At 34.1% G+C, this 5,780-nt stretch carries 5 protein-coding genes and 1 pseudogene; 3 read left to right on the top strand and 3 right to left on the bottom strand.

Features of this window, described 5'->3' with window-relative positions; all coding sequences use genetic code 11:
• The first annotated feature begins 13 nt into the window (after positions 1-13).
• Complete coding sequence (locus AC1DIT_RS26865) at positions 14-1,147, top strand: BA2291 family sporulation histidine kinase (protein WP_033671144.1); 1,134 nt, start codon at positions 14-16, stop codon at positions 1,145-1,147.
• A gap of 39 nt (positions 1,148-1,186) precedes the next feature.
• Here AC1DIT_RS26865 and AC1DIT_RS26860 read toward each other — a convergent pair whose 3' ends face one another.
• A complete protein-coding gene (locus AC1DIT_RS26860; protein ID WP_016114739.1) occupies positions 1,187-1,936 on the bottom strand; it encodes a DUF4397 domain-containing protein in 750 nt (249 codons plus the stop codon).
• A 434-nt stretch (positions 1,937-2,370) separates the two neighbouring features.
• On the opposite strand from AC1DIT_RS26860, the gene AC1DIT_RS26855 reads away from it, so the two are divergent.
• Positions 2,371-2,508: a YjcZ family sporulation protein gene (locus AC1DIT_RS26855; RefSeq protein WP_016114740.1), complete on the top strand. Its 138-nt coding sequence runs from the start codon at positions 2,371-2,373 to the stop codon at positions 2,506-2,508.
• A gap of 179 nt (positions 2,509-2,687) precedes the next feature.
• Here AC1DIT_RS26855 and AC1DIT_RS26850 read toward each other — a convergent pair whose 3' ends face one another.
• Positions 2,688-3,791 (bottom strand): ABC transporter ATP-binding protein, encoded by a 1,104-nt coding sequence (locus AC1DIT_RS26850; RefSeq protein ID WP_016114741.1) that lies wholly within the window; start codon positions 3,789-3,791, stop codon positions 2,688-2,690.
• 103 nt (positions 3,792-3,894) lie between these two features.
• A complete protein-coding gene (locus AC1DIT_RS26845; protein ID WP_016114742.1) occupies positions 3,895-4,758 on the bottom strand; it encodes a PucR family transcriptional regulator in 864 nt (287 codons plus the stop codon).
• A gap of 417 nt (positions 4,759-5,175) precedes the next feature.
• On the opposite strand from AC1DIT_RS26845, the pseudogene AC1DIT_RS26840 reads away from it, so the two are divergent.
• Positions 5,176-5,594, top strand: a pseudogene (locus tag AC1DIT_RS26840) (ROK family protein); the annotation flags it as partial.
• Between the last annotated feature and the right edge of the window lie 186 nt (positions 5,595-5,780).

Here is a 5,780-nt window from a genome sequence, read left to right as displayed (position 1 = left end):
GGGTATTCGTCGCATGGAAATGGAGGGAATGGGGGTTTTTCCAATCGATAAGGATATTAAAGAAGTATTTTGTTCGCACTTGCAAAACAACGGGCACCAATTCGTAGAGAACTGGAAAAACAAAATGATAATTTCCGAGAAAGATCCATTTAAGCAAGAAGTAGCTCAGAATGGAGAGGATCTATTAGAGTTAATCATTGAACTTATTATGGAAAATAAGGATGTAGCTCCTCTACAGCCGTTATGTGAAAAAATTGCAATTGAGCGAGCAGGAGCGGACGCTAATATTGGAGATTTTGTCTATAACGCGAATGTAGGAAGAAATGAACTATTTGAAGCAATGTGCGAATTAGATGTTAAAGCTCGTGAATTAAAACCAATTATAACAAAAATACATACTTGTTTTGACAAATTAATTTATTATACGGTTTTAAAATATTCGGAAATTATATCGAGAAATTTAGAAGAAAAACAGCAATATATAAATGAAACACATAAAGAAAGATTGACGATTTTAGGACAAATGTCAGCTAGTTTTGTTCACGAGTTTCGAAATCCATTAACCTCCATTATGGGGTTTGTGAAATTATTGAAATTAGATCATCCGAATTTATCATATTTAGATATTATTTCACATGAATTGGACCAATTAAACTTTCGTATTTCGCAATTTTTACTTGTTTCAAAAAAAGAAATGTGGAATGAGTCTGAACGATTTTGGCTAAATGATTTGTTTCATGATATTATTCATTTCTTATATCCAAGTCTAGTTAATGCAAATGTTTCAATTGAAAAGATTTTACCGTATCCTATCTCATTTGTAGGATACCGTAGTGAAGTGAGACAAGTTTTTTTAAATATTTTAATGAACTCAATCGATGCTCTCGAAGTGATTAAAGAAGATCGTAAAATTATTATCGATACATGTGAAGAGGAAGAAAGGATTCATATTGTTATTAAAAATAATGGACCGATGATTCCGGCAGAAAGTATTGAAACGATTTTTGAACCATTTGTCACGACTAAGAAATTAGGAACTGGCATCGGTTTGTTTGTATGTAAACAAATTGTTGAAAAGCATAATGGATCGATTACGTGTCGCTCTGATTCAGAATGGACAGAATTTCATATTTCATTTCAAAAATAAAGAGAAAAAAATCTACACCAAGAGAATGGTGTAGATTTTTTAATTTGTAAGAACCACGGCTTCTAATTTTGGGGATTGATTAGAATAGCCTACTAATGCAAATGTGTAAATTGTATTTGGTTCTACTTTTACATTAGGGATGGTTACAAGTATATTTTTTGTATCGGCAAGAGAAATTTCAATATCAGCTGTTCCAGGGCTTACCTGTAAATAATCTGTTACTTGTTTAAATAAGACATTTTCGAATAAATAGTCGCCACCTTTTATGGATACATGAACAGCAGGGGTATCAGAGGAAAAATGTAAAAATCTTATTTTTGCTTGACCAGATTGCAAAGGAGTATTATCAAGCATTGGTTGTAATTGTATATGTGTATCGGTACCAATTGCTGCAAGTGTATAAGAGTGGTTACCCATCATGGGAACAAGTGCTGAAAAAATAGGTGTTTCATTACCGACTGGAACGATATCAACCCGGTACTGCCCTTGAGTTAAGGATAAATAAGGACTGTGTTGCTTAAAAGAAATGTTTTTAATTACCTTTTGTCCGTTAACTAAAAAATCAATAACTGGTGTATGAGGGGATGCGTGGAATATTCTCATATAGGATGGCAATGTTGCTTCTTGAGAGCCGCGTTTTTCATACACATGTACAAGTTTGGTAATCGCACTATGATATTTCATATATAATTCCATATATTTTTTGGGATTTGTATATTGATAGTAACGGGCAAGTTGTTCATACAGGGCTGCTTCTTGTCCATATTTTTCAATTTCAGATTGAGCCATGTAAAATTCCTCCTTTGTCATCACTATAACTATATGCATCTCGGAAAAGGGCTTATGCAAAAAATGCTTCAAAATATAAAAATGATAATAGATAGTTTATCCCGCATTAACGGGCGGGCAGTAAGACTCCCACCTCAAGATTCAGGGAGAAACAAGGAAGGTAGGTAGGGGATCAACTGCCTGTAAAAGCCCGATTGGTGAGGGCTAATAATCAGTGGGGGATGAAGGAACCCGCACTGATTAAAGTTTAACTGTATTTAATGCCACAAATTTTATACATATACAAGTTGCTCGATCTGGTGCAAACTATAAAATCGTTAGCGGAGTTATGGATTTTTTAATTTATAGGCAAACGCACATACAAAGTGGGAGTTGTCCCACATAATTTATTAAGGAAAATTAATTTTTAAGTAGCGGAGGGAGTGGAGCAAATCATGTGGGGTTACGGATATCCTAGTAGTTATTGCGGATATGGTTATGGCGGCGGAGGGTGCGGTACAGGTTCTGGATTTGCGTTGATCGTTGTATTGTTTATTTTACTAATTATCATCGGGGCATGTTTGGTTCGTTAATAACTGATAAAGAGCGTCATGCTGAACTGGTTAATATAGTTAATCGGTTCTTTCTTTTTTATTTTAACAGTACTCCAACAGAAGCCCCCTTCCTCAAGCAGCAACCTCTATGAAACAGGAAGCCCCTTCTTCAAACGACTCGTAAGAGTGTTAAAGAGGGGGCATTCACTCAAGTATGTCTATTCATTACGTATACGTTGTTCTGTATCAATATCGAAAAAGTGCGCTTTAGTTAAACTAAAAGCTAACGGAAGTTTATCGGTAGCTTTAATTTCTGAATGAGCGTTGATTCGTGCAACAAAGTTTTGGCTCGCAAGTTTTCCATGAATCATCGTTTCAGCACCTAATAATTCAGCGACATCAACTGTAATTTCGACAGTTGATTCAGGAGAAGATTGAAGAACAATTGGTTCATCATGAATGTCTTCAGGACGAATACCGAGTATGATTTCTTTTCCATTATATTCTTTTTTCTTTAATGCTTTTAGTTGGCCATCTGGTACTTTGAAACGAATATTTTCTATATGAAAATAGTTATCTTGTAATGTTCCGGTAAAGAAATTCATAGCTGGAGAACCAATGAATCCGCCAACAAAAATGTTTTTAGGAGCATCGTATACTTCTTTTGGCGTACCAACTTGCTGGATGACACCATCTTTCATAACAACAAGGCGTGATGCCATTGTCATTGCTTCTGTTTGATCATGTGTCACATATATAGTGGTCGTGTTTAAACGGCGATGAAGTTTAGAGATTTCAGAGCGCATACTTACGCGTAATTTTGCGTCTAAATTGGATAGAGGCTCGTCCATTAAAAACACTTTTGCGTCGCGAACGATAGCTCTTCCTAGCGCAACACGTTGGCGTTGTCCACCTGATAATGCCTTTGGTTTTCGTTTTAAGTAATCTTCAAGTCCTAAGATTTTCGCAGCCTCTGTTACGCGGCGATTAATTTCATCTTTTGGAAATTTGCGTAGTTTCAAGCCAAACGCCATATTATCATAAACAGACATATGTGGGTATAGTGCGTAATTTTGAAATACCATCGCAATGTCGCGATCTTTTGGAGCGACATCATTCATACGTTCTCCATCAATATAAAATGAACCATCAGAAATGTCTTCTAGACCCGCAATCATACGTAGAGTTGTTGATTTTCCACATCCAGAAGGACCGACAAATACGATAAACTCTTTATCTTCAATATGTAAATTAAAATCAGAAACAGCAGTCGTTTTATTATCATAAACTTTAAAAATATGATCTAATACGAGTTCTGCCACAATTACTCACTCCTTATTCTTTGAATTAATAGAATTATAAGATTTTTTAGAAGATAGGTAAATTGGCAGATTGCACAAAAAAATGAGAGGTTTTTATGCAAGTTTACGAGATATCTAAAGAAAGAAATGCCATGTAAACTGCTACAGCGCCTTCAAATGTTTTGATATTAATTCCTGTTTTTTCAATGAATCTATCAATTCGATACTGCAAGGTATTGCGATGCAAATATAATTGTTTCGCTGCAAGTGATACATTTAAATTACATTGGAAGAATACTCTAACACTATCGATTAGTTCTTTGTCATTTGAAATGTGTGCTAACAATTGATTTGTATATTTTTCTCTTTCTTCTTTTGGTAATGAGATCATTAATTGGTAAGGGAGTAGGTGTTCAATGTGTATAATCTTTTTTGATAAATAGGGAGAAAGAAAAGAAAATAATGCTCGTTCCCATTGATACAAACGAGAAATTCCATTTGTTTCGGTATAGTGTCTGCCAATAAAAAAGGATAGAGATATAAAAAAATCTGTTTCTAATGTATCAAGGGCTGTTTGTAATATAGATTCCGATATATCTTCTTCTAAGATGAGAACGCCGGCTTGAGAAGTCTCCCATATCGTTGTAGTGGCGAAAGAAAACATGGACTGTAAAGCATCTTGAAATTCTTCTCTTTCTACTATAGAGTGATTTGTGAAAAAATGTAAAAAACGAACGGATGCGATAGGAATATCTTTATTTTGATATAACGCTTCATACCAAGACTTTTCTTTTTCTGTTGCATAAAATGTATCAGTATGAATGGGCGTTAAGATTGATGAAAGTAATTGACGTTCCCTTTGGTGTAAGCGAGATTTGCGAATCCCTACTTTGTTTCCTTCAACTAAAAACCAGCTATACTCCTCAGACAATACTGTTTCATTAACCGTTATATCTTTACCGTAATATGTTTTTAATTGTTGAATCATAGGAACACTCCTTTTCCTTTCCTTTTTCTGAGATAAAGTGAAACTTTCATTTAGCCAGACCAATTGATTTTTTTGTGGGCAATTATCCCACATGCCTATCTTTCTCATTTGTACGGACTTTAAGGGAGGGAGAATTTTATTAGTAATTAACCTTCATCGATCAGATTTTTACGGGAAGAATCAATTTGATAAAAATAATCTTTCTCTTGCAGGTAATTCCATTCATGGTTTTTATTGCGCAATAAATAGAATTATATTGTTAAGCTATGAATAAAAATGTTTGGAAAATTTTATAAAAAATTCAGAAAATGTATTACGAAAGAAAAAGTTGTAATGGTATACTTCATAACAACTGGTAATGACAACATGATATCATGATTTAACTTATTATTTATATAATCAATATATCATGAAAAAGAATGTAGTTGCGGTGGAAAAGGATGTTACGAACGATATGCATCGACTTCTGCACTTATTCGCCAATATAAAGAAGCATCTCAATTACAAGGAATAGATATAGACACAATAACAGGGGAAGAAATTATAGAACGCATAAATAGCGGAGAGCAATTAGCTAAAGATGTATATGAACAGTTTTTACAGTATGTCATTACTGGATTAGTGAATATTACACATATGTTTAATCCTGAATTAATTATTATTGGGGGTGGGATCGCTGAACAAGGTGAATCATTTTTGAAACAAATTCAAGAAAGGTTTCAACACGCGGTGATGAACAGCTATCAAAAAAAACGAATATTGTTCTAGCAGCGTTACACAATGATGCTGGTGTGTATGGAGCTTGTTATTTAGGGTTGAATCGCTGGGAGAGTTAGATAGATTAAGGTGCTACGTAAGAGGAGAAACCTCGTACAGAGGATTAGCACATTTGTTTTTTCTCAGTAAAAAATATTTTGTAAAATGCAATAAAAGTATGTTTTTTAATAGGAATAAGTAGATGTCGAAAATTTAAAAAATAAATTATATGAAAGAAACCCCCTATGATTGAGTAATCATAGGAG

It is taken from the genome of Bacillus sp. 05T22 (assembly GCF_056396765.1).
This window is presented reverse-complemented; position numbering and strand designations above follow the sequence as displayed.

Excerpts from the sequence above, each read along its gene's own strand:
- AC1DIT_RS26860 (WP_016114739.1), bottom strand. The coding sequence starts at position 1,936 with ATGGCTCAATCTGAAATTGAAAAATATGGACAAGAAGCAGCCCTGTAT.
- AC1DIT_RS26845 (WP_016114742.1), bottom strand. The coding sequence starts at position 4,758 with ATGATTCAACAATTAAAAACATATTACGGTAAAGATATAACGGTTAAT.
- AC1DIT_RS26855 (WP_016114740.1), top strand. The coding sequence starts at position 2,371 with ATGTGGGGTTACGGATATCCTAGTAGTTATTGCGGATATGGTTATGGC.
- AC1DIT_RS26865 (WP_033671144.1), top strand. The coding sequence starts at position 14 with ATGGAAATGGAGGGAATGGGGGTTTTTCCAATCGATAAGGATATTAAA.